Raw genomic sequence first — 23,492 nt, 5'->3', positions numbered from 1 at the left:
CAGCGGTGGGGCGTGCCATGCGAGACTCCAATCGATCTTGAACACACAGCTCGAATCGAGCGGTACCTATATAGAGATAAGGTAATTCATTCCCAACCATGGGATGGCTGACCGCGATCAGACCTGCCGCGGTACCCAGGCCACTTGGACGAGATCTCGGCGCGACGTCATCGGCTCCACGAGGATGCCCCGTCCCGGCGGCTGTTTGGTGGCACGCACGTCCCCGATCAGCGCGCCGTCGAGTTTCGAGCCGTCCATGATCAGGCCCGAGCAGTTCAGGTTCCTCATCTGGCCGATCACATTGTCGTAGAGCGCGGAGTCGGCCTGCGCAATATTTCGCGCGGCGATCACATGCAAGCCGGTATCGCGACCGTCGACAAGGACCTCCTTCAGCGGTTCCAGTGGGTTCATCGAGCCGCGCTGCGCGACCATGTGATAGTCATCGATCACCACGAAGACCTCGGGTCCGCTCCACCACGACCGTTCCGCGAGCTGGCGGCTGGTCACGTTCGCCGGTGGGCGCCGGGAGCGCATCTTCTCAATGAGCGGCGGCAGTGCGTCCCGTACGTCCCTTTCGTTGGTCACATGCCCGATGAGCATTTCCTCCGGCACGGACTCGAGATGCCTGCGGCGGTAATCGATCAGGAGGACGCGCGCCTGCGACGTGTCGTACTGGCGCCGGATGGATTCCAGCAGCGCCGCCAACGTGCTGGACTTCCCCGATCCCGACGATCCCAGCACGATGAAATGGGTCGAAACTCCGAAATCGATTGCCGCTGGAGTGAGATCGGATTCCCGGACACCGAAGGGCACGACGAGCCGCTGAGCCAGCGTCTGGGGCGCGGGAAGTTCCCTCCGGACCTCATCGAGGCCGATTTCCGGCGGCAGCAGTTTCACCTGCGGCGCACGCCTGCCCGGATAGCGCTGGGTGATCTCGCTGATCGCGGCGGAGAGTCCCTCCGCGGCCGAGTCCGGTTCGCCCACGCCATCGATACGAGGCAACGCCGTCAGCATGTGCAATCCGTCGGTCGAGATACAGCGGCCAGGTCGGTTGGCGGGAATCGCGGCAACCACGGCGCGATGCGTGTTGAAGACCGTATCGGCCAGGTCGCCCAACCGCATTTCGAGTCTGGTCTGCACCAGGTCCTTGATCGCGGGCCGGACCGCCATCCACCGTGAGGTCGTGAGCACGAGATGGATGCCGAAGTTCAGCCCTTGCAAGGCGATCGATTCCATGATCGGGGTGTACTCGTCGTGGTAAGGGCTGTTCGTGCCAAACCCGATCTCCCAGCCGTCGACGACCAGGAAGACATCACCATAGGGATCGCGGTCCAGCCAGGGCGGCGGCTGGTTCGGATTACTGCGCAGCGCACGGAACTTGCGGGTGGTGTCGATACCGAACTCGGCGAACAACGATTGCCGGCTCTCCAGCAGGTTCGTGATCAATGCGATGGTACGACGGATACGATCGCTGTCGCGGGCCGACGCAACCGATCCCACGTGCGGCAGATTCGCCAATGCCGACAACCCACCGCCGGAGAAATCCAAGCAGTAGAACTGGACCTGCTCCGGAGTGTGGGTCATTGCGGCGGACAAAATCAGCGTCTGCAGCGCTGTCGATTTACCCGACTGTGTGCCGCCGACGATGGCCATGTGGCCGCCGGCGCCCGACATATCGACCGACCATACGTCCTGGCGCTGTTCCCGAGGCTTGTCGACCAACGCCAATGGCATCTGCAATGTCCCTTGCGGCACGGCGCGAACCATCCGGTCCAGAGTGGGCGGCGTAACCAACGGCGGCAGCCACATGCGATGCGCGGGCTGCCCATGACGGGCCAGCTGCTGCAACACCGCTTCCATCACCGTGATCGAGTCTCCGTCGCTGGACTCGGGAGTGTTGTCGACCACCACCGGGTCCACCACGGGCGGTCGAGTGTCGACTACGTGAACCGCGGTGAACCGCTGTGGCGGCCGGTACCCGCCGCCGGGCCGTCTGGCGCGCTGCGCGGAGGCCGCCGAGATCTGCGCGGGCGGCGAATACCGTTCGCCCACATAAGCTGCCTGGAACCGCTGCAGATCGCCCGAGCCGACCCGCAGGTAACCCGAGCCCGGCTTCTTCGGCAGGTGGTAGGCGTCGGCCGTGCCGATCGCATCGCGTGAGTCACTGGTCTGGTTGGTGCGCAACGCGACTCGATAGGAAAGGTGCGCTTCCAACTCACCCATACGGTTGGCCGGCACCTTCTGCGACGCGAGCAGCAAGTGAATGCGCAGTGATCGGCCCAGCCGGCCGATGGCCACGAACAGTTTCGAGAAGTTCGGAAACTGCTCCAGCAGTTCGGCGAACTCGTCGAGAATGATCAGCAGGGTCGGCAGTGGCCGCAGGTCCGCGCCCTGCTCCCGCGCCCGTTCGTAGTCGGCGACGCTGGCGAAATTTCCCGCGTCGCGCAGGATGCGCTGCCGCCGTGCCATTTCACCGTTGATCACATCTTCCATGCGGGTGACCAGGTCGGCTTCTTCCTCCATGTTCGTCACCACGGCCGTCACATGGGACAGCCGGTCGAATCCGAGGAAGGTCGCACCGCCCTTGAAGTCGACGAGCAGCAGGTTCAAGACGTCCGGCGAATGCGTCGCGACGGCCGAGAGCACCAGGGTACGCAGGAATTCCGACTTACCCGATCCCGTCGCGCCGATGCACATGCCGTGCGGGCCCATGCCTTCTTCGGCCGATTCCTTGATATCGAGATAGACGACACCGCCGGCGGGATCATGACCGAAGGGGATGTTCAACCGCGCCCGATCCTCGTCGCGGCGCCGGACCCAAACCTGCTCCACGCGGATGCCGCCGGGATCGGCGATGCCGACCATCTCCTCCCAGGACGTGCCGCCGCTGGCTTGCTCGGCGGCCACCGCCTCCACCACGGTCGACAACCGGTATGGCGAGATGTTGCGCGCCATCGCTGTCATCGCCGCCACCGACAGTGTGTCGGTGACACCGACGCGGCGCAGGCCTCGCGGGGTCACCTCGTTGAGCGACCGGTCCTCGGTCACGGTGAACCGCAGTGCGCGCGGGAGGTTCTGCTCCGTGGCGCCCAGCCGCAACCAGGTGCAGCCATCGATGCCGGAGATATCGCGGTCGGTGGCCGGTCCCCCGACGTCCACGATCAGCAGGTAATGGGTGCGATCCAAGGTGGGTTGCGAATTCGCCGAGAACGGACCGCGGTTGAGCCCGGCGAGCACCTTGGTGCGCAGCTCGGCGACGGTGCGGTAGACCATCCGGCTGGAACCGATCGCGTCGGTGTCGCTCGGATGCTGGGTGTGCGGGAGCCATTTCAGCCAGGCCCATTCCGGCGCGTCCGGATTCGACAGCACCGCGGCGATCGCCACCTGGTCCGGTCCGTGCAGCACGACCACCTCGGCGATCATGGCGCGGATCAGCCCGGCCACCAGGTCTGCGTCGCCGTCTACGCCGACCTGCGGCGCGGACAGCAGATTGATCGCGACCGGCATGCCACCGACCGTGGAATACGCCTTGGCGAAGCGGGTCAGCTCGACGACGCCGACCGGATCCAGATCGGAGGTGGGCGCGGCCTCGGGGACGATGACGCGCACCTGGTTGGCGATGCGCCCACGGCCGACGCGTACGCGCAGGAACTGCGGACTCGCGACCTGCACCTCCCACATGCGCTTGCCGCCGATCAGCCGGCCGATCTCATCGGGACCGGGATGGGTGTAGCGCAAGAAGGCGTGCAGTTCGGCTTCGGCGCCGTGCACCGTCTTGCGGTTGTCGGTGATGCTGCGCAGGTAGTCTTTGCGTTCCTCGTTGAGGCTCGCAGCGCCGCCGGATCCGTTGCCCGCGAACGAACCGCCCATCATGCCGAACATCGAGACCAGCATCATGACCGGGAACATCAGCATCATCGGGTTCATGGCCCCGCCGCCGCGGAACATCATGACCATCATCCCGGCCATAGCCGCCACCATCACCACGGGCATGATCATGCGCAGCCGCGACGGCGGAACCGGCTTGGGCAGTTCCGTCGGTGGTTGCAGCCGCAGTTCGGTCACGGCGGGCGCTTTGGGTCCGCGCACCATGCGCGCGGGTCGCACGAACCGGCGAGTACTGGTCACTACGAACCACCCAACCCGGCGACGATCTTGTTGCCCGGAATACCGTCGTGCTGAATGCGGGCCTCGCTCTGGGACAATGCCGGACCCACCGCGAACAGCGAGATGATGCTCCACGGTGCCGGGACCGGCGTGCGCAGCGCGAGTGCGGTCAGCGTGGGGTCGCCGGAGCCGCCCTTCGGATCGGTGATCACGCCGTAGCGAACGCCGCTGTCGGAGACCCAGTACAGCGATTCCCGCAGCGGGGAACCGGGTTCGGTCCCGGTCACCTGCACGAAACGGCCGGTGTCCCTGGGCAGATAGGCCGCGTCGGCGGTGAAGCCGCGTGAGGCGGCCGAGGTCACCAGATCGACGGCACGGCCCTGCTCCTCCTTGGTGAGCGGCAGCTGCCTGCCGACCAGCAGCTCGGTGGCCGCGTTCGGATCGTTCCCGGCGCGTGACCAGCGGTAGCAGGTCACGCCCGAGCGTTCCGGATCGACCAGGCGGATGGGGCGGCCAGGGTAGGTCGCCGTGCCCGGCCACTGGCCTGGGCGCAGATTGGCCGCGATCACGTCCGGGCCGACCGCGCGAGTGGAGACCGAGCCTTGGGAGTCCGCGTTGCGGACCATCGCCGCCAGCACCGCGGTCACCCGCACCAGACCTGTTTGCGAGACAAGGTAATACGCGGCGCCCTGATCCGGCGTCGACACGGTCAGCACCGACCCGACCGGCGTGGTGAGTCCGGAGTTCAAGGTCACGGCCTCCCCCTTGCCGGGCACGTCGGGCACCCGCAGCGGCGGCACTTCGGGGATCGCGTTGACCAAGCCCTTGGACGCGGCCATCACCGGCGCCGTCGAATCGATGCCGAGCGCCATCGCGACCGCGGTGTTCGCAAGATCGATCGCCGCGCGCACCACGCCTTTCTCGGCGTCGCCGTAGACCAGCCAGGTGGTGGTGTCGTCGCGCAGCAACCGGGCCTCGCCATCGCCGAGCGGGCGGATGGCGTCACCGTCCACCGTGAGCGGACCGCCGATCGCGGTGGTTCGGACCGCGGAGCGGCTCACCGTCGGCAGACCGGTCGCGGGGTTGACCGGCGCCGCGGCGCCGGTTCTCGCCGTGTCGCACACCGTCCAGATCGAATCTCTTTCGTCGGTGTCGACGATGCTGCCGGGCGCGCCGGGAATGCCGACCCACGGCCCACGCGGGTATTTCGACAACTCATCGCGGGAGACCTTCACTGGAGTGTCGGGAGAACCGACAATCAAGCGGGCCGAGGTCAGATTCAGCGCCGGAAACAACCGATTGCCCAGTCGCACGAACAGTGCGCCGCTGTCCTTCTCGGCCACGAGATTCGAGTCTCCCACCTTCTTGGCGGGTTTGAAGAAGGCCAGCACGGCGGCGCCCGCGATGATCACGCAGGCCAGCGCGATGCCGATGGCCAGCGCGGTGGAACGGCCGCGCTGCGGGTCGTCGATCATCGAGGCATCCCGGCGGACCAGCGCGTGTTCGATCCGCCGCAGCAGAAAGCGCCAACCAGATATCTGGTGCTTGGTCACAACCCGGAAGCGCGCCACCGGTTTTCATCCCTTCCGCCGACCTGCTGTCACACCCTAACGGCCGGTAACAACCCGAAATACGACTCTATCCCCAACAATGGGAATATCGCTCCGGCGCACGCCCGTCAGCCGCGGACTCCCGATTCGGCGCCGGTCGCCCGGTCCCGACCGGCGCGAGTCGACGCATCACACCCGCGAGCTCGGCGCCAAACCCTCCAGCGCCGCGGTGACGTCGAACGCATCGATCGTCATGAGCTCTTCGTCGCTCATCGAGGCGATGTCGGCGTTGTCTCTGGTGAACCGGTAGTCGCGCTCGGCTTCGGCGGCCTCGACCACATTGCGCACGAAACGCCCGTTGCCGGCCAGGTCGATCAGCCGCCTGCCGTTCTTGGTCTGTCCCGCCAATTCCTCGCAGCGCAAGCGCAATACCTCGCGCGCCTGCTCGGACAGGATCGAATCCTTCTTCCGCGCAATATGTTCGGCGATCTGCACCAGTTCGTCGGCGTCGTAGCTGGAGAACCGGATGCGTTTGGTGAAGCGTGAGGCGAGACCGTCGTTGGACGCGAGGAACCGGTCGATCTGGTCCTCGTACCCCGCGATGATCACGACGAGTTTGTCCCGGTCGTTCTCCATCCTGGCCAGCAGAGTGTCGACCGCTTCCTTACCGAACGCGTCGCCACCGGACAGGCCTTCCTGGATCAGCGTGTACGCCTCGTCGATGAACAGCACGCCGCCCAGCGCCGAATCGATCAACGCGTTGGTCTTCGGCGCCGTGTGGCCCAGGTGTGTACCGACCATGTCGTTGCGGGACACTTCGATCACGTCGGCGTTCTCGACGACGCCCAGACCGGCGAAGATCTTGGCGATCACGCGCGCGATAGTGGTCTTACCGGTGCCGGGCGGCCCCGAGAAGATCAGGTGCTGCGAGCGGGAATCCACGGCGAGCCCGCGCTTGGCGCGGACCTGGTCCATCAGCACGCCGGACTTGAGCCGGTCGACCTGTTCCTTGACCGAATCCATGCCGATCTGCGCTTGCAGCAGATCCGAGGCCTCCGCGAGCAGGCTTTCCCGTTCGGCGCGTGCCGCGCTGGCGGCCGCCTCGCGTGGGTCGTCACCCGTTTTCGGGTCCCACTTGTTCGTCCGGGAGGCGATGAGTTCCGCGGTGGCGACCTCGAAGCGGTAGGACTTGTCCCGGACGGCGCGCTGCCATTCCTCGCGCTCGGGCCACAGCCCGGAACCCTGCAAGCCCTTGAGGATCTTGTCGGCGGCGTCGTGATCGCCGTTGTGCCGCATCAGCATGCCGAGCAGGAAGTGCGCGTCGGCCCAGATGTAGGACAGATTGCCCGAGGAGCTGTCCTCCACGATCCGCTGTGCGCGCGGCATGGCTTCACCGAAGCGGCCGAGGTGAGCGAGCGACTGGGCGGCCATCAGTTCGGCGGCGATGTCCAGCAGACCGTCTTCCAGCACCGGCCTTGCGTTGCGCAACGCAAGGACGTCCGGCCATTGCTTGGTCCGGAAGAACAGCGACATCCGCACGAAGTCCGCGACATCGTCGCTGGGGACCTCGTCGAGAATGGCCGCGGCTTCTTGCCATTCGCCGCCTTCGGCATACGAGCACGCCTGCGCGATGGCGATCTGGTCGCGGTCGGCCATCGCGACGCGCAGCCCGTACATCCCGATCTCGACCTGGCACCACAGAGCGCGGTCGACCAGACCCGCCCGTTGCTGGTCACGATAGAGGTTGTGCACCGAACGATAGGCGCCGTAGATGACTTCGGAGGTGACCTCCCCCGCCATGGCGCGCCCCAGCCAGGCGTCGCACATGTCGGGATCGAGGTCGGTGGCAGCCCGAAACGCCGCCGCCGCATGCTGTTCGTTGCGCACGCCACCCGGGACCAACCCAAGATTCTGAACACCCGTGTAGAACGCGTCCTCGGCCGCTGACACTCGGACTTCCCTTCCGCCGATTTTGCCTGATGGAACGATAGATTCCGGCGGTCACGACCAGGACTCCAATGCTTCCCAAATATGGGAAGTGGTGGCTGCGTTCGCGGCGCCGGGCCCGAACCCGGCACACGCAGAGATTGCGAACCCATCCGGACGCCCGACCACCTCCAGCCGACATGCCAATTTTGAACGTGCCATCGAACAACGGTATGTTTACTGCGGGGTCGGCAATCATCCGCCTGCAGACGGCCCCTTCGGCGGCGGCTGGCAAGCCGCGATCCGGCCCCTCCAGCCGCCGCGCAGCAGGTCAACGAACTTTCCGAAATTTCTTGCCGTTATTTAGGTGCACACTATTGAACGTTCCGACAGAAGAGGGTACTGTCTGAACACAGATCGTCAGTCCCTCATCCTGACGATCTGAACCCAAGAAGCAGCGGCCGGTGGCACCGGCAGGCCACCGGCCGTTGCGGGGGTGCGACACCTGAGACGGGTCGAACCCGCACCGGCAGTGCGTCTACGTTTACCACTGCCGCCATCTCGACTTATTTACCCATTCCCGCTACTGGGAATGGGTTTTTCTCGTTGCGGCTCCACGCGATCGGGCGCCGGTGCCGTCACCCGGGGCGGCACCGCGGTTACGTCGGACGAATCGACGCGCTCGGCCTTGTCCGCATCGGTTCCCCTTTCCCGGACCATCCGCAGCGAGGGCCTGGTACCGGACGAAGAGTGCACCACGGCCGGTATGTCCCGGGTTCGGCGCGACTTGCTCCATGGGGTGGCCAGGGGGGTGCGTGCCTTGGGCCGGTTGTCGGCCGAATGCGCGGGCGTGAGCGGCGGTTTGGGAGTCGACGGCGGTTGACCGGCACGCCTCCACGGCGTGGCCGCCGCGCCTGGCGCTTGCCGGGCGGGAGCACCCCCCAGCGGGCCGCCCTCGGCGGGGTTGCCGAGAACGGGCGAATGACCGGCAGCAAGCACCTGATCGGACACCGAACTGGGCACGAACCGCTCGGAATCGAATATCGAACGCACTGGTTCGCCGAGCCCCGCGTCCCGGAAAGCCGCCACGCCCGGGTTCGGCACACCCTGTTGGTGCACGGAACGTGGATCAGCGGTCGAAAGTCTTTCCGCCGCGGCCGCGTCCGGGGCGGACGGCGCACCGGCAACCGACGGCTTCATCGCGGGGTCGAGGCCGGATTCACCACGTTCCGCTCTCCCAGCTGGTGGTGTCGGCGGGTCTCCGGTGTCCGCCCCCGCGCCTGCGTTGCCTGCGGAACCGCTTCGATCGCCGGGCTGTTCCGTGGTTCCGGGCGCGTCCCCAGCATCTCGTGTCGCGAAGGGCGCACGTGAACTATTGGTTTCGGGCTGCCCCTGGCTACTCCAGTCGGCTGGCGTGGTGGCGCTCGGTCGCGACTCGAACTGTTCTCCCGGCCGGCCAACGAGATCGTCCGGCGTCGCGGTGGAGCGGGTCGGTGAGACGCCCTCGGGCGCAAAGTGATCCGCCACGTCGTCGAAGCGCGCCGGTGTGGTGAAGTCCAGTGTCGACACGTTCTCCGCGAACGTCGATGCGTGCTGCATGATGTTGTCGGCGTGATCGTCGAGCAGCTTGGCGAAGCGCTGCACTTCGTCGGGTTCGATGTGCAGGGGCTTCGGGCCGCTCGACGGCGCGGGCACCCCGAGCGCGTGCCGGGTCGCGTCGTACACGATGCCCTTGATCATGTCGTCGATGGCCTGCTCGAGCGGTTCGATGGCCCTGCCGATGACCTCGGCGGCGATGTAGGCGACCAGGCATTCCTGCATCTGATGGCAGATCCGGCGCGCCGCCGCGGCGACGAGCGGCGCGGACGGAGCCAGCGGCGGCGTCACCATGATCGACAGGTAAGCCGCGGCCAGCGCGGCGAGTTCGGCCAGCACGGCGACTTTTATCACCGTGATCACCGTCGCCGCCGCGTAGAGAGCCTGCTCCACGACCTTGCACGCGTCCTCGAGCCGATCCATATGCGTCGAACTCATGCTCGCCCAGCTGGCGACCAGTTGGTCATAGGATTCACCCGAGTAGACCGCGCCCATATCGCCGATCACGCCGGTCGCCGAGTCGTGCGTGTCCCGCACCTGGGCAGCGAAGGTGCGCACATGCCTGGCGAGCGCACGCACGTCGTCCTCGTTGATGTCCGGATACGGGATTCCGCACAGGTTGAGAAAGAACGCGACCTCATGGGGCAGGTCTATGGCCACGGCCGGTTCCCCTCCACGGTCACCGGCTCACAGGACTCGGACGACGACGGCCTCGCTGGGCATGCGTGACCACTTCACCGTCGAGCCCGTGTAGGGCGCCTCGATGACCATGCCGTTGCCTGCCGCGAGCTGGACATGCTCGGGTCCTCTGGCGCTGAACGACCCGGCGGGAAACACCAGGTCGCCGGGCCGCACGTCGTCGGGATGCACCCGGACCCCGCTGTAGATCTGCTCGTAGGTGGTGCGGGGCAACACCACTTCGCCGCCGCTGGCCTGGGCGATCGCGTACTGGGTCAGGCCCGAGCAGTCGAATCCGCCGCCGCTGGGTCCACCCGCCCCCACCCCAGACATAGGGCGTGCCGAGCCAGTCGCTCGCGGCGCGTACCGCGTTGCCGCCCACCGTCCCGTCCGAGGGAACCATGCTGTTCCGCCGCAGCCGCGAGGCCGATCTCGACCTGCTGCGCGTCCGCCGCCGCCTGCGCGGCGACGGCCCGTGCCGAGCCTGGCGGGTCTGCGGGACGGCAGGTGGCATGATCTTCGCGGCTTGCTGCTGCGCGGCCGCGATATCGGCATTGACCTGTTTGGTGGCATTGGTGATGGTGGTCTGCGCGGCATCGAGGAGCGCGGGACCACTGAATCGCGTGTCGGCGACCGAAGCGATCGCCTGGGCCCGTGTTTGGAAATCCGCGATCTGATTACCCAGACGTCCCCGGCCATGGACCGTTCCGTCGCCCGACTCGCCGACGGCCTTGCTGACAATGCTGTCCTTGCCCGCATGCGATTCCGCCGCCGACATCTGCATGCCCAGCGCATCCCCGTAGCGCAGCGCCACCGCGCCGGAATGGGCACGCATTTCAGCGGCGAGGGCTTGACTCACGACCGCCGACTGGCCCGCGGGTTGGCCGTCCCCATACAGCGCGAGCAGCGATCGGAGTACTCCGTCCAGGTCGTTCGTCAGTCCCGGTGCCATTCGACCGACTCACCATCGCTCATCACCGACCGCCTCTCGCATTCTGACCAACCATTGTGTCGCCCGCACCGATTTCGCCGTATTCCCATTCATGGTGGGGTTCTTAGAACTATGCGCTCCTTCCCAATCTCGGGAAGCCGAGACAATGAGTGAGGACTTCTGAGAGGCGGTGGCGAGGGCATGGCACCAACGGCGGCGGAAACCAAAGCCGAGAAGGCGGCAACGCTGGCGGCCACTCCGTTGGCGAACATCGCCGCCGAGGCCAAGCACTTCTGGCTGGTGGATCTGCATTGCCCACCCGGCGCCTCGGAGGGGCTGCGTGCCTTCATCGCGCTGGCGGACACCGCGATTCAAACCGCCGTCGACCTGCTCGGCCGTGGCATGACCACGCCACCGCCGAAAGTGGACGATTTGCTCGAGCCCGCCTTCTACGAAGCCCTCGGTAAAGGCAAGGCCGACGAGGCATACCGGAAAACCATCGACAAGGTCGAGGCCAGGCAGCTGCAGTTGCTGCAAATGGACAACAAGGTGATCAAGTCCTCGGTCACGGTAGCCGCCGAACAGGTGCAAGCCCTGCGTTCGATCAAGAACATCGTGGCCGATCTCAACGCGAAGCTGAAGGCCGCAGGCAACGCCAAACTCAAGCCCGCCCAAGAGCTGCCCTTGCTGAAGGCCGTCGCCGCCGCCGTGGACGCGGCGTACGACCAGGTCACCGCGTCCACGGCGGCGGGGGCGGCGGTGACGGCGGACTGTCTTCGTTGCTTCCGATGCTCATGATGCCGCTGATGGCGGCGGCGCCGCTGGTCGCGCAGATACCGGAAATGCTGCAGAAGGCCGAAGAGGACAGGGCCGAGAAAGCGGAGAAGGCCGAGCAGAACCAGAAGGGCGCCACACCTGCGCCGCCCGGCAATCAGCCCGCGCCCGCCCCGGCGACGCCGCCGCCGGGCGATCCGAACGCACCCGCGCCCGCCCCGGCCGGCGATCCCAACGCGGCACCGGCCGCGAACGCTGCAGGCGATCCGAATGTGGTTCCGGCCGCGGCTACTGTGCCGCCCGGCCAAGTGCAAGCCCGGCGGGCTCGCAACGTGCCGCCGAACGGACAGCCGGGCCAAGAACAGCCCGCACCGGAGGACGAAGCGGTGCCGGAGGAGAACCCCGTCATCGAGGCGTAGTCGGCCGGGCAGGTCGACTGGCGCGCAAGATCATTCGCGGTTCGGCGCGGTCGGTGCCCAACGGTGCGGCACCGGCTGCAGATGAGCGCCGTCCGGCTCCGCACCGGTCGAGAATCCTGGATTCGGCGTCGGGCGCCTGTTCACTATCCGGCGTGTTGTGCGGTCCGAGCGGCACAGCTGGAGCATTGACGATCACCCAGTCCGGCGACTGCTATTCCGGTGCGCTCACAACCCAATGCAGCCGGGCAAAGCGCACTTGGGCGCTATCGGCCGCGGTCCACGGCCCGTCCACGGTGGGTGCGCCACCGTCCCGGATTCTTCAGCTCCACGTGCACATGCCGCCGCCGTAAATCAGCAGGACAGGGTCGCCACCATGACGAGTGACGTTGTCGCTCAGACATATCCCGGATTCCGAGCGGCATCCGTGCCATATGCTGTGCACTTCAGGTGCGCTCTCCGACGTTCATGGTCGGGGCGCCCGCCACACGGCCAGCGGCTGGGGCAAGCACGGTGCTGTGACCCCAGCCGCTCACCGGTGGTTTGTCACCGGCCCGCTATCAGCGCCGGACCCCGATCAGCACGGCGTACTACATCGCGAACTCGGGTTCTCGCTCTCACGACCGCTCCGGAGGCGTGACGGGGGGTGGTGTCGACGGCGCGACCACGGCGGTGGGCGGCGGCCCCGCAACGACATCCGGTGCGGTGACAGACGGGACCGTGGGCCGGGCGACGCGCTCGGGCTGGACGGCGGTGGACACCGGCGCCGGAGTCGAGACGAACTGTGGATGCTGCGTGATCTGTTCGTGCGCGTACACGGCGTCGCGCAGCGTCTGCCTGCTCGACTCGTCCGCGAGCAACAGCGCCAGCTCGTTGCATCGGCGCTCGAACACCATGCTGCGCAAGGACGAAACCCCGGCGTCCACGCGCAGCTGCCCGATCTCGACCCGGCCGACGTCGACCCGCTGTCCGAGCATCGATGCCGCCAGCAGATCGTCGGCGTCGCGTAGTTCGTTCCACAGGTCGGGCGGCACCGCCTTTCCGGCCTGCAGTGCGGCGAGAATGCGCTCCCGCACCTGTCGTGACGCGGCAGCCTCGGCCGGCACCGGTCCGGATCGCCCGACCTGCGCGTGCGCGTCGGCGGCGAGTTCCATGCAACGGGACCGGACCTGGGCGTCGGGGACCGCCGACACGTGTTCGAGGGCCGCGATCGACCCGGTCAGGCCGAGTCGATCGGCCGTGTCCGGCGTGAATTCGCGCAGATCGACGTCGTAGGACGGAGCGACGAGTCCTTCCATCGCCGCGTCACTGAATCGGGAACGCAAGCCGGGGTCGATCGGTCCGGACGAAACCAACGCCGACAATTGCGCATTCGCCTTGGCACCCCAAGCCAGCCCGAATTCGGCCAGCACCCGGGCCGGGTCGGTCACACCCTCCCACGGCGATCCGCCGCCGTCTGCCTCGGTCAGCAACTCGTCCCAGTTCCACGGAGTGGAGACCTCCCGCGGCAGGAACAGGCCCGCGGGCAACCAGCCACGGCCTTCGTTCGAGGTGATGAATACGCCCGCTCCGCCCGGGCCCCGCAGCACCGCTACCGCCCAGGCCATGCCCACCGGGGAGTCCACTGCCGCCAGCACGCTGCCGAGCAGGGTCTTCGCCAGCACCAAGTCGTCGTTCACCTGGCCGCCGACCACATACGCCGGTTCGGCTTCCTTGTCCTTGGCGGCGGCGACGGCCGCCCCGAACGGAGTCGAGACCGGCAGCGGCATGGGCGGCAGTTCCGGCCGACCGGTCGCGCCGCTGGGCGGCTGCCCGGACCCTCGGTCGTCGGAGGAGTAGACGGGCCCGGCACCAGGTGGCATGCCCGCCCCGGTCGGCGCCGTCACACCGGTACTCGACGGCCCGCTCGACGTCGTCGCATTCGGGTTCGATGTGCCGCTAGCCGAATCCGTCGGCGGCGTGACCACCCCGGATGGCGTACCGGTGTTCGACGGCGTCGCCCCATTCTGCCCGGGTTCCGCGCCGAGCGGGCTGCTCTGGGTGGTCTCCGGTCCAACGGAGGTCGGGCCGCCGGGCGGGCCACCGGGCGGGCCACCGGGCGGAGGGGTGAACGGTTGCGCCGGCCCGCTCGGACCGAGCGGATCGGGGGATGTTCCGCCCGGGAGCGTCGGGAACGATGATGGGCCGTCGTCGGTCAGGCCACCGGCTTGCCGGATCGTCGAAGCCAACGCCTCATCGCCTTGTTCGTAGGCGTCCGCAGACGCGCGCAACGACGCGGCGGTGCGGGCGTGCTCGTCGGCCAGCGCCTCACCCGCGCGCTGCCGGGCGTCGTAATACTTCTCCAGCGCCTCGTAGACCGGCCAGGCGATTTTGCCGTAGGTGGGCAGGAAATTCGCGAGCCAATCCGCCGGTGGTTTGGACCATTCCCGAGTATCGGCCTCGACCCGGTCGTGCTGCAGGGCCATGTAGCGCAATACCGCAGGTTCGATTTCAATCCTGCCATCCCGGTCTGGCATGCTCGATCAGAATCCTTTCCCACCACAGGTCTTCCTATTGTCGATCCTTCCCAAGTCTGGGAAGTCCCGCGCGGCGCATGACCACATCGAACGTTCTATACCCTTGGGTGACAATGTCTTTCGGACAATCTCATGCTGGTCGGCTCAGCGTCCCGGCCCCGCCGTGATGGTCGGACGACGAGCGGGACCGCCCGCGTGCCCGGGCGCGGCCGGCTCGACGAACGCCGGATGGCCTACCAGCTGTGCGTGGGCATACACCGCGTCGCGCAGGCTCTGCCGCGTCGCGGCGCCCGCCAGCAGCAGCACGAGTTCGTCGCACCGCCGCTCGAAGACCATGGCGCGCAAGGCGCTCGTCTCCGAGGCCGACCTGCCGTCGTCGGCGCGCAACTCGCCCAGCGCCACGCGGGACACGTCGGCGCGCCGCGCCAGCATCGACGCGGCGAGCAGGTCATCGGCGTCGCGCAACTCCTCCCACAACTCCTGCGGCACCTCGCGGCGCTGCCGCAACGCGGCGAGGATGCGGTCGCGTGCCGCAGGCGCCCCCAGCGCAGCCGGGGAACCGAGGCCGGCCTTGTGCACGCGAACGTGGGCGTCCGAGGCCAATTGCCAGCATCGCGACGCGATCTCGGCTTCCGGCGTCGCCATCGCGCGCTGTACCAGCGGCGGCGCTCCGACCAGTTCGAGACGGTCGACCAGCCCGGGCTTCGGCGCGCTGAGATCCATCGCAGGCGAGGCGGCCACCTCACCCTCCATCGGCACGTCACCCAGCTGCCTGCGCAGATCCGCGTCGATCTCGCCGGACGACACGACCGCCGTCAACCGGGCGCCGGACTTGCATCCCCAGGCCAGCCCGAACTCGGCCAGCACCCGCGCGGGGTCGGCGATACCCTCCCAGCCGCTCCCCTCGGTGACCTCCCAGACCCACGGCGTGGACACCTCACGCGGCAGATACAGCCCGGCGGGCAACCAACCGCGACCTTCGTTCGAGGTCACGAACGCGCTGACACCGCTCGGATGCCGCATCACCGACACCGCCCAGCCCAGGCCGACGACCGCGTCGCCGCCCGCGGCCAGCACGCCGCTCAGCAACGTGCGCGCCAGTACCAGGTCACCGTCGACCCGCTCGCCCAGCACGAACGCGGGCGCGGCGGCAGAGGTCATGGCCGCGCCCACCACGTCGCGGATCAGCTCGTCGCTGCCGTCCTTCTCGCTCTTCACGGCGTCCGAGCGCTGGTCGGTCCGCTCCGGCGGCTCCTTGCCGGTACCGCTGGACACCGCCGACGGCGGCGCCGACGGACCCGCTGTGACCTTCGGCGCGACGACGTGCCCGCGCGAGTCGGCCGGTGGCACCGCAGGCTTGGCCTGCACCGGCGGCGGTCCCGAGCCGGCCTGTGCCGCGGGGGCGGAGACCCCTGATCCGGACGGAGCGGCCGATACCGCCGATACTCCCGATGCGGCGGGTGCTGGTGGTGCGATGGGTGGCGCAACGATGAGGGGAGGCGCCGCGGCGGTCGGGTCGGCCGTTGGAGCGCTTGTCGCGGTGAACGTTTCGGAACCGCCCGCGTGCCGCGATTCCTCGGCCGAAACGGCGGTCGAACCGTCCTGAGTGGTCGACTCCGTTCCCTCGGCCGAGGGGTCCGCGGAAGCCGTGTCCCCATGAGCGTCATCCGTCGAGACATCCTGGTCCGAACCGGCGGGCTCGCTGTCGCTGCCCTGCGCACGCGCGGGGCCTCCTGCGGGCGCGCCCGGTCCGTCATCGGTGACGGCGCCGGGTGAGTAGCCGACGGGGGTGGTGGTCGGACCGGGAGTCGTCGTCGGACCGGGTGTCGTCGTCACGGGCGTTGGGCTCGTCGACGGAGGGTCGACGGGAGCGCTTTCCGCGGGACCAGAATTCGATGGGGGTTCGATTTCGGTTCCCGGCGCGAATGGGTCGATCTGGGGCTCATGCCCGGTGACATCCGGAAACAATGGTATCGGGATAACGTCGTTGGGCCCGGGCCGCCCTCGTGGTCCGCTCGGCCGGTGATTGTCGGAGTGGTCGTGGGCGGGCCGGTGTTGCGGATCGGCATCTCGCCCGTCTCCCCTGCCCGGTACCTGTTCCGGCGGCCCCATAGGCAGCTCGGGCAAGGGGAAGCTCCGCGCATTCCGGACGACGTCTTCGACGTCGTCCCGCGCAGCGGCGATGATGCCGGGAATCCGGTCCCTGATGGCCTGGGCGTCGGATTCGTCCTCCTCCGCCGCCGCGGCGCGCTTCGTGTCGTCGATCCGTTTGGTGGCGTCCCCGACGATGTCCAGAATCTGGTTCCGCGTATGGCGCACCACGTCGGAGAAACCCCGGAAGGCATCCGCCGCATCGTCCAGAGCGTCGACGAACATCTGTCGCTTCGCGCGGCGGCGGAGCATGTCCAGCTTGACCGGTTCCAACCCCGCGCCGGAGCGGACCCGCTCGTGGAAGTCGCGGAGGCGGCCTTCGACGTCGAACAGGTCCAGCGACTCCGCGCCTTCGCGCGCAACGCGTTCGAGATCGTTCCAGTGCGACGGGCCGATCTCCGGCCAGTTGTCGCGGACTATCTCGCGCCAGTACGGGCTGTTGCGCTCCGGTTCCATCGACGGGTCAGGTGGACTCGGTGCGGCGAACCCCGGCGGCTCCGGCCTGGTCCGTGCGCACGTATGCGGCGACGGTCTCCGTGACGTGCCCATCGACCGCGACCGTACGGCGGCCATCCGCATGCACGTGGGCACGGATGAGTCGTCGCACTGCATTCGTGTACTTGCTGTGGTCCAGATCGAGCTCCGACTTCGGACCTCCTGGGACCTGGAATTTTCCGACGATCTGCTCGACCCGCTCACCGAACGTGGTGTCCGCTGTCCGGTACTTGCGCCACGAGACGGCGACCTCGTCGGGCTCGTCCGTATCCAAACCGTCGGTCATGTCGGTGTCCTATCTCGAAAGTCGAAGCTCTGCAGTCAGGAATCGCGTCGGAACTCGGACTCCTCCATGGCGCGATACGACGCCTCGGTCGGAAGGTCGAACGAGTCGATCGTGTAGGGGCGAGTGCCGTTGTACTCCATCTCGGCGCGCAACCCGACCCGTGACTTCGCATGCGCCAACCGGGCGAGCCGGACGATCTCGGCGGCCAGCCAGGTGTCGCCGTTGTCGCGGGCATCGTCGGTGATGTAGAGGCCGATGATCTCCCCGTCGCGGTCACAGCCGACGCCGACGGTGTGATCAGGGTTGAACACCTCGTAGGTCCGGCTCCGCCAGTCCGGCGTGGCGGCGTCGAGATCGTCGTCGACGTCGAAATCGTCCGTATCGATCGAGTGCATGTCGGTCATCGGGTGCTCTCTCAGAATCGTTCGGCAGGTTGAGAACTGATGGCGTAGCCGCCGTCGTCGGCTGTGGCGTCCAAGCGCTCCGCCAACGCCGACCACGCCGCGTCCTCGATGCGCATGACCTGGCGCAGCTGCCAGAATCGCGCGCCCAAGTAGAGCTCGCCGGTGCCGTCGGCGGCGACGTCGAGATGATCGGGACCGTCGGTGGTCGCGTTCAACGTCACCGCGGTGACGGGCGGGCGCGTGTCGTCGATATTCACCAGCGTGGCGCCGCCGCCGGGGATGAAACTCTGCCGCAGCCGAGCGCTGGTGCCGATCGCGACATCGGCGCTGTTGGTGGTGATGGTGATCTCCGGGTTCAGCAGCAACTGCATCACCCAGGACCGCGCCGCCTGCTCGGGGTGGTCGGCGTTGATCGCGATCGCGAGGGTCGCGGCCAAGTCGATCACGAGCACCGAATCCGTCGTGGTGACACCGGCGATCACCAGACGCTTGGCGGTGCCGACCGGGTACGGCAGATCGTCGGCGGCCAATGACACCGCGTCCGCGCCAACGCCGCCTCCGGTCGCGGGATGTGCGGTGACGGTTCCGGTCGCGATCTCGATCGTGTAGGCCACGATCGTCTCCGGCATGCCTTCCGCGACCCCGGCCAGACGCACCAGCCCCTCATCGTGCAACCACCGCACCGTATCCGCGACGGTGACATCCGGAACCGGCTCGCTCATGCCCGCGCCCCGCCGACCCTCGGCTCCGGCACGAGCGAGTGCTCGGCCGCGTGCGTTGTTCGCCCGTTCATCCCGCCTGCCCGGATGCCGTGGTGACCGGCTGGGTTTCGTCGACGGGCGGCGCTTCCATGACGCTTTCGTACTGCCGCGCCGCGTCGGCGGTGCTCTCCCGGATGGCGGACATGATCTCGTTGATCAGCTCGGGGCAGGTCAGCCTGGCGGCGGTGCCCGGAGCGAGGTAGAGATCGGTCAGCCTGCCCATGGCGTCTACCTCCGGGATGACCGCGCCGCTCGGCGACGGCCTGCGGGCACGGATGCTGTCGATCTTCTCCCGCATCTCGGCGATCCGGTGCCGCAGATCGCGGGCGGCGTCCAAGGCCGCCTGCACGTCCGGGTGGATGGAACTCATGAATCCACCTCGCTGCGCTCACTCATGCGTTACCTCCGGGTTGGCTGGGGGTCTGGTTGCTCGGGGCGGGCGTCGCCGGGGGCACGGTGGGGGCGATGGTCGGCCGCTCGCCGATCACCGCTTCGGTGTGCGGTGTGTCGTCGACGTACATGAGGCGGTCCGGATGCCATGCCACCACCCGGTTTCGCTCGTTGCCGTTGCCCCCGGCGTTGCCCATGCCCGGCGCCATGGGCATGTACGGCATCATCGGCGTACCGCCGCGTGCGGCGGCGGCGTTGGCGGCCGATGACGTGGAGAGGGGTTCGATCACCGGCGTACGCGGCATGGACGACGAGGCGACGCCGGCCGATGCGGCCAGCGGCAAAGCCGTGGCCGAGACGGTTTCCGCGGTGACGTCCGAGATACTGGTGCCGAGGCTGCTGATGGGCGTCCCGCCGGGGCTGCCCGTGCCGATTCCGCTCGGGATGCCGAGGTCGTCGTAGCCGTACTCGTCGAGGCTGTAGTCATCAGCGGAATCCGACTGGCCGAGCTGGGCCAGTGGCATTCCGGCCGAGGCCATCGCGCTCATGAGCGCGGGCAGCATCTGGGTCAGTGCGCTACTGTCGCCACCACCTTTGCCACTGCCGCTTCCGTTGCCTTCGCCTGTTCCCTCGCCCGTCCCCACTTTGGAGCCGACCTCGGTCGAGTATCCGGTGATCGTCTCCAGCGAACGGGCGTTCTGCTCGTTGAATTTCGCCAGCGCCGCCTGGATGCCGAGCTCGTTCTTGGAACGCATCGCGGCAAGCAGCTCTTTGCGCGCCGCGATGATCTCCTGCGGCGTGGGATGCTTGGCCTTCGCCGTACGAAATGCGTTGCTGTAAGTATCGATTCCGTCGGCAAGCATCCCGAGGCCCCGGCCGAGCTGGTCGAGCCATCCCCGGTGGCGACCGAGTTCGGCCGCTGCCGAGGCGCCCACCGGCTCCCAGTTCTGCATCGCTCGCGACGCCGAGTCGACGCCTTCGGTGGCGAGCAGGTGCGGCCCACCGGTGAACTTGCGCAGCGCGTCCGCGAATCCCGTCGCCGCGCCGGGCCCAGGACCCGTGTGCAATTGCTTCGCGAAGGTCAATGGATCGACCGCGCCACCGGCAACCGGGAACCGCAGCCCGGGCGGCCGGCGCGGGCTGACCTCCTGGACCTCGCCAACCGGATTGGCGAGAACGTCGCCGCCCCTCCCGCCGATCTCACGCGCACCGCGGTCATCTCCCTCGGTGTAGTCGACCGCCGCCGCGCCGACGTTGTACGCGGTGCGCTGAATCTCGTTGAGAACACCGATCATTCCGTTGAGCAGCGACGCCGCCTGCGCGTTGAGCTGCGGCACCGCCTCGGCCGAGATCGGGTCAGCCCCCGCGGGCACGACCCATCCCGGGGGCAACGCCGCGCCGGTATCGCGCGCCATTTGCGCAAGCTTCGCCGCCGTGGCGACCAGCTCCTGCGGATCCACATTCAGCGGCATCGCGACCTCCTCTCCTCATCTGCCGCAACCCTCCTCGCGCGATCAGCCCGCCGCGACAACCGGCATTGCCGCGTTCGCGGACTGATCGGCCGAGCCCGGCGTCGCCGGGGGCGCGCCCCCATCCGCCGGCGCGGTCAACTCGATGCCCTTCGGATGCGCGAATCCGGCGAACTGACCGAATTTCTCTGCGAAGTCCGGCATCTCCGGCACCTTCCCGCCATCGCCGGTCATGAGCGCGCTGAAAGGCTTCAGCTCGCCATTGACGATCACCTCCAGCGTGCCACCGTCGGGCGCGCCACCCTCCTCGGCGCCGAACACCACGACGATCGCGGTGCCGTTGTCCCAGGTCGCGACATCGCCGGTCATCAGCTGGTACGGATCGACACGATCGCCGATCTGCTTCTTGTCCGACCACTTCACCGAGGTCTTCTCGTACGCCTTCTGGGCGTCGGTGCCGCTCTTGTTGCCGAACGCCGCGTCCAATGCCTGGGCGACCAGCACGGACACTTTCTGCGTCTTCCCGTTGGGGAACGTGTACAGCACGCTGCCGTCCGCACCCGGTGTGCGAGCGGGCGCCCCGGTGGGCTGCGTGGAAGACGTTGTGCCGGACGGCTGTCCGTGGTGCGTCGCCGGCGCTGTCGTGGATTGCTGCACTGTCGCGGGCTGCGCCGTTACTGATTGTGGGGGGACCGGTTGTGGGGTGACCGGCGCGACCGCGTCCTCGAAGCGGTCCGGGTCGAGTTCCGCACGGCGGCTGTCCAGGTCCCGATCGGCGAGGTTTCGCATCATCGCCTGCTGCATCAGCATATCCATCAGGCCCGAACCGGAGCCCATTGGGGAGACCGCGGGCTGCACGGGCGGGGTGGTCGGCGTCATGCCCCCGGGCGTCATGCCCGGCGTGGACCCGAGATTGCCGAGCCCACCCGGTGACTGGCCGTTCAGGCCGGAGTCATCCAAACCTCCAGGCGTCAGGCTATCGGGACCGCTGCCGTCATCCAGACCGTCCAGGCCTGGGGGGAAGGGACTGTCGTCCGCGTATGGTGGCTCTGTTCCAGCCGGCGGCGTCGGGGACACCGGGGGCACGTAGGGCGGAGTCAGCCCCGGATTCCTCTGCGCGGCCTCCATCGCCGCTAGTCTCTTCTCGAGGTCCTTGGTCAGAGCGGTATCGTCGCCGATACCATTCGCGTGTTTGTCTTGGTCGGATTTGGCATCCGTCATGATTTTCAGCGACTCTTCCATACCGAGCGTGACGTAGGTCATGACATGTTCGCTTTCGCTCATGTCGTCGACCGGTGGCGGCGTCTCTGCCGCGGTGTTGAGAGTGGAGATCAGCTTACTGACGTAGCCCCGAGCGGTCTCACTGCTGATCTTCGACTTTTCGACCTTGTCTTTGACCTTTATATCCTGCTGCTGCAGGGCGTCGAACGCCCGTTTGAGGCCGTCATTGACCGTCACGTAGGAGGTGAACATGTTCGATATGCTCGACCTGACCTTGGGGTTTGTCATGTCGACTTGCGGCACCGAACCGGCTTTCGGAACCGACTCCTTGACGCCCTTACCGAAAGCGTCCCAAGTCAGTTCGATGGTAGTCTTCAGACTTTTATCGTCACCGGCGTCTATTTCCAACCAGTCATGAATTTTTCTGGAGAGTTTGAGCTGCTGCGGCCACTGTGTGGAATATACATCGGGAACATACAAGGGCGGCATTTCGTCCGTCATGGAAACACCAGCGCGGGTGAATCAGTACTACCCCTGTTTTCCTTACCCGCCGGGCGCGTCGGGAGTCTTTTGGGGAGACCCGACTGCTGCGACTGCGAATCCGGTCCAAGGCGGCTGCCCACGAACCCGGCAGCCGCGCTGGAGCCAGTCAACCAACCGCGGGCTGCATTCAATGACGGGCCCCTCGCCGCCCACGCGTCTCGGAAGCCCGCGTTCGGGTTACGGATGGCCGGATGGAACGCGCCTGAAAACATCCGCCGCAGCACATTCTGTCCACCCATAGTCGCGCGGATACCTCTTGCGGCACCGCCGATAAGTCCTCCCCCCAGTGACAAGACGCCAGTTTGAGCACCATTAGTAAGTGCTTGACCGACGCTGCCACCCTGCGCCAGGGTTATGCCCGCTTCCATCCCCCCTCCACCCAGGGCACTGCCTAATGCAACGCCGAGACTAGCACCGGCCACCGTCCCAGCCCCCGGAATGAGCACGGAACCAACCGCGCCACCGACCAAGGCGGCGCCGGTGGTCAGCGCAAACCTGCCTACACCACCCCAGAACCCCATGAGATCACCTATCCGATGTCGAGCGTGAGCGCTTTATGCAACGACCGGCACCCCCGGCCAAGGCCGGAGAGGGTTCGTACGACACCATGGCCAGGCCCGCCTCTCGATCAAACGCCTCATCGTCGAACGGAGCAGCGCGAGCAGCGACCGACCATGAGTGAGACCTACTTTCGACGTGTTCATTGTCGAGGATTCCCAGCTACGGGAAGTGTCGTCCTGGCCGGACCGGCCAGGATGATCATCGAAGACTTACACTGACATGCGCGAATTGCCCGGGCCGCCAGACCGTTTGCCAGCCGACGGTGACCGAGTAGGAGGAAGTATCGGATGAACCTCCGCCGCCTGTTGCTCGAACGTGCCGACCGGGCCGTCTCCACCTGGCGATCGGGCCGACAACCCGGGGTACGTCATGACCACCGCTGAAGTCTGGCCCGCGGGCGCCGAGGTAGAAGCGAAAGAGCCGGAAACCGCAGAGGATCAGCCCAGGCCAGCGACTCCATGGTCGAACCGGCCCACACCGCAACGTCCGAGACCGGGTACGACTGCGCCAGGGCAGCCAGATGCTCCATCCGCGCCGGGCCAGTCGGGGGCTCCCGCACCCGGTCAGCCGGGTGGCGCTGGTCAACCTGGCGTTCCTGGTCAGCCTGGGCAGCCGGGTGTTCCGGGTTCGGCTGGGTCGCCGGGTGTTCCGGGTCAGGCGGGTGTGCCTGGTCAGGGTCAGCCTGGTCAGTCGGTGCCGGGTGAGGTGGTGCCGGGT

General features: G+C 67.5%; 17 protein-coding genes. 4 read left to right on the top strand and 13 right to left on the bottom strand.

What is annotated here, in order from left to right; all coding sequences use genetic code 11:
- Positions 1–117 precede the first annotated feature (117 nt).
- The 5 genes from eccCa to ACWPXK_RS30625 all read right to left on the bottom strand — a co-directional run bounded on the left by eccCa (position 118) and on the right by ACWPXK_RS30625 (position 10,190).
- A complete protein-coding gene (gene eccCa / locus ACWPXK_RS30645; protein WP_454199653.1) occupies positions 118–4,128 on the bottom strand; it encodes a type VII secretion protein EccCa in 4,011 nt (1,336 codons plus the stop codon).
- Entirely contained in the window at positions 4,128–5,678 is a 1,551-nt protein-coding gene (gene eccB, locus ACWPXK_RS30640) for a type VII secretion protein EccB (protein ID WP_454199652.1), read from the bottom strand. Before eccB ends, eccCa begins: the two co-directional genes overlap by 1 nt.
- Positions 5,679–5,846: 168 nt before the next feature.
- Positions 5,847–7,607, bottom strand: coding sequence for a type VII secretion AAA-ATPase EccA (gene eccA, locus ACWPXK_RS30635; RefSeq protein WP_454199651.1), 1,761 nt, complete (start codon positions 7,605–7,607; stop codon positions 5,847–5,849).
- A 546-nt stretch (positions 7,608–8,153) separates the two neighbouring features.
- Positions 8,154–9,839: a WXG100-like domain-containing protein gene (locus ACWPXK_RS30630; RefSeq protein ID WP_454199650.1), complete on the bottom strand. Its 1,686-nt coding sequence runs from the start codon at positions 9,837–9,839 to the stop codon at positions 8,154–8,156.
- Between the two features lie 27 nt (positions 9,840–9,866).
- Positions 9,867–10,190 carry a C40 family peptidase gene (locus ACWPXK_RS30625; protein ID WP_454199649.1) on the bottom strand — a complete coding sequence of 108 codons (324 nt, stop codon included), beginning with the start codon at positions 10,188–10,190 and terminating at the stop codon, positions 9,867–9,869.
- A gap of 5 nt (positions 10,191–10,195) precedes the next feature.
- Between ACWPXK_RS30625 and ACWPXK_RS30620 the strand changes: the two genes are divergently transcribed.
- The 3 genes from ACWPXK_RS30620 (at position 10,196) to ACWPXK_RS30610 (ending at position 11,981) form a co-directional block, all read left to right on the top strand.
- Positions 10,196–10,534 (top strand): hypothetical protein, encoded by a 339-nt coding sequence (locus ACWPXK_RS30620; RefSeq protein ID WP_454199648.1) that lies wholly within the window; start codon positions 10,196–10,198, stop codon positions 10,532–10,534.
- 455 nt (positions 10,535–10,989) lie between these two features.
- On the top strand, positions 10,990–11,586 hold the full coding sequence (locus ACWPXK_RS30615; protein ID WP_454199647.1) for a hypothetical protein: 597 nt from the start codon (positions 10,990–10,992) through the stop codon (positions 11,584–11,586).
- Positions 11,577–11,981, top strand: coding sequence for a hypothetical protein (locus ACWPXK_RS30610; RefSeq protein ID WP_454199646.1), 405 nt, complete (start codon positions 11,577–11,579; stop codon positions 11,979–11,981). The genes ACWPXK_RS30615 and ACWPXK_RS30610 overlap by 10 nt, the downstream gene beginning before the upstream one ends.
- A 614-nt stretch (positions 11,982–12,595) precedes the next feature.
- Here ACWPXK_RS30610 and ACWPXK_RS30605 read toward each other — a convergent pair.
- From ACWPXK_RS30605 to ACWPXK_RS30570, 8 genes are all read right to left on the bottom strand, one after another.
- Positions 12,596–14,494, bottom strand: coding sequence for a type VII secretion target (locus ACWPXK_RS30605; RefSeq protein ID WP_454199645.1), 1,899 nt, complete (start codon positions 14,492–14,494; stop codon positions 12,596–12,598).
- Positions 14,495–14,638: 144 nt separating this feature from the next.
- Positions 14,639–17,101 carry a hypothetical protein gene (locus tag ACWPXK_RS30600; protein ID WP_454199644.1) on the bottom strand — a complete coding sequence of 821 codons (2,463 nt, stop codon included), beginning with the start codon at positions 17,099–17,101 and terminating at the stop codon, positions 14,639–14,641.
- A 7-nt stretch (positions 17,102–17,108) separates the two neighbouring features.
- Positions 17,109–17,426, bottom strand: a complete 318-nt coding sequence (locus tag ACWPXK_RS30595; RefSeq protein ID WP_454199643.1) for a hypothetical protein — start codon at positions 17,424–17,426, stop codon at positions 17,109–17,111.
- 35 nt (positions 17,427–17,461) lie between these two features.
- Positions 17,462–17,830, bottom strand: coding sequence for a hypothetical protein (locus ACWPXK_RS30590; protein ID WP_454199642.1), 369 nt, complete (start codon positions 17,828–17,830; stop codon positions 17,462–17,464).
- Between the two features lie 11 nt (positions 17,831–17,841).
- On the bottom strand, positions 17,842–18,552 hold the full coding sequence (locus tag ACWPXK_RS30585; RefSeq protein ID WP_454199641.1) for a hypothetical protein: 711 nt from the start codon (positions 18,550–18,552) through the stop codon (positions 17,842–17,844).
- 67 nt (positions 18,553–18,619) lie between these two features.
- The gene (locus ACWPXK_RS30580; RefSeq protein ID WP_454199640.1) at positions 18,620–18,961 is read right to left on the bottom strand and encodes a hypothetical protein; all 342 of its coding nucleotides are present in this window, start codon (positions 18,959–18,961) and stop codon (positions 18,620–18,622) included.
- A 22-nt stretch (positions 18,962–18,983) separates the two neighbouring features.
- Positions 18,984–20,453, bottom strand: coding sequence for a PPE domain-containing protein (locus tag ACWPXK_RS30575; RefSeq protein WP_454199639.1), 1,470 nt, complete (start codon positions 20,451–20,453; stop codon positions 18,984–18,986).
- 42 nt (positions 20,454–20,495) lie between these two features.
- Positions 20,496–22,172: a hypothetical protein gene (locus ACWPXK_RS30570; protein WP_454199638.1), complete on the bottom strand. Its 1,677-nt coding sequence runs from the start codon at positions 22,170–22,172 to the stop codon at positions 20,496–20,498.
- 1,123 nt (positions 22,173–23,295) lie between these two features.
- Here ACWPXK_RS30570 and ACWPXK_RS30565 point away from each other — a divergent pair.
- The coding region (locus tag ACWPXK_RS30565; protein WP_454199637.1) for a hypothetical protein at positions 23,296–23,492 on the top strand (197 nt) is incomplete at its 3' end.

The organism is Nocardia sp. Marseille-Q1738 (genome assembly GCF_965283145.1).
This window is presented reverse-complemented; position numbering and strand designations above follow the sequence as displayed.

Bases quoted from the DNA above. Each gene is read 5' to 3' on its own strand.
- ACWPXK_RS30610 (WP_454199646.1), top strand. From the start codon at position 11,577: ATGCTCATGATGCCGCTGATGGCGGCGGCGCCGCTGGTCGCGCAGATA.
- ACWPXK_RS30580 (WP_454199640.1), bottom strand. From the start codon at position 18,961: ATGAGTTCCATCCACCCGGACGTGCAGGCGGCCTTGGACGCCGCCCGC.
- ACWPXK_RS30615 (WP_454199647.1), top strand. From the start codon at position 10,990: ATGGCACCAACGGCGGCGGAAACCAAAGCCGAGAAGGCGGCAACGCTG.
- ACWPXK_RS30625 (WP_454199649.1), bottom strand. From the start codon at position 10,190: ATGTCTGGGGTGGGGGCGGGTGGACCCAGCGGCGGCGGATTCGACTGC.
- ACWPXK_RS30590 (WP_454199642.1), bottom strand. From the start codon at position 17,830: ATGACCGACATGCACTCGATCGATACGGACGATTTCGACGTCGACGAC.
- ACWPXK_RS30585 (WP_454199641.1), bottom strand. From the start codon at position 18,552: ATGAGCGAGCCGGTTCCGGATGTCACCGTCGCGGATACGGTGCGGTGG.
- ACWPXK_RS30595 (WP_454199643.1), bottom strand. From the start codon at position 17,426: ATGACCGACGGTTTGGATACGGACGAGCCCGACGAGGTCGCCGTCTCG.
- ACWPXK_RS30600 (WP_454199644.1), bottom strand. From the start codon at position 17,101: ATGGAACCGGAGCGCAACAGCCCGTACTGGCGCGAGATAGTCCGCGAC.
- ACWPXK_RS30605 (WP_454199645.1), bottom strand. From the start codon at position 14,494: ATGCCAGACCGGGATGGCAGGATTGAAATCGAACCTGCGGTATTGCGC.
- ACWPXK_RS30575 (WP_454199639.1), bottom strand. From the start codon at position 20,453: ATGCCGCTGAATGTGGATCCGCAGGAGCTGGTCGCCACGGCGGCGAAG.
- ACWPXK_RS30570 (WP_454199638.1), bottom strand. From the start codon at position 22,172: ATGACGGACGAAATGCCGCCCTTGTATGTTCCCGATGTATATTCCACA.